This is a genomic window from Acinetobacter sp. P8-3-8 (assembly GCF_000214135.1).
In the GTDB taxonomy this organism is placed as follows: domain Bacteria; phylum Pseudomonadota; class Gammaproteobacteria; order Pseudomonadales; family Moraxellaceae; genus Acinetobacter.
In genome coordinates this window covers 1-437 of record NZ_AFIE01000169.1, presented here as the reverse complement: position 1 = coordinate 437, position 437 = coordinate 1, and the positions used below count along the sequence as shown (strand labels likewise).

General features: G+C 36.4%; 1 protein-coding gene. It reads right to left on the bottom strand.

The window, feature by feature from the left end; genetic code table 11:
• Positions 1-7 precede the first annotated feature (7 nt).
• Positions 8-437: IS30 family transposase (locus GGG_RS0119185; RefSeq protein WP_010118172.1), on the bottom strand; the 430-nt coding region annotated here is incomplete at its 5' end.

The following is a 437-nucleotide window of genomic DNA, read 5'->3' as shown; positions in this document are numbered from 1 at the left end:
GGCAGATTCAACTAGCAAGTGCGACAGTTAAATATCCAGCCATAATCTCACTGGGTGTACACCATCCAAGAGACTTACGAGGGCGATTATTTAAATTGTCCTCAATCTCTCGTATTTGAGCTACAGTAACATGTTCGAATGATGATGATTTTGGCAAAAACTGACGAATTAAACCATTCGTATTTTCATTTCTTGCCCTTTGGATCGATTTATAAGGATCTGCAAAATAAGTGGCTATACCTCGATCTGTAATCCTTTCATGTTCTGAAAACTCTTTACCATTATCAAAAGTCACACTATAGGCATGGCTCAGTTTTAATCTTTCTATACACTGCGAAATTGTATGCTTTGACTGCCTTGTAGCACCTAAATGTACAATATGCACATAAAGGCTTTTTCGATCAACTAAGGTTAATATTGCACCTTTATGATTTTTA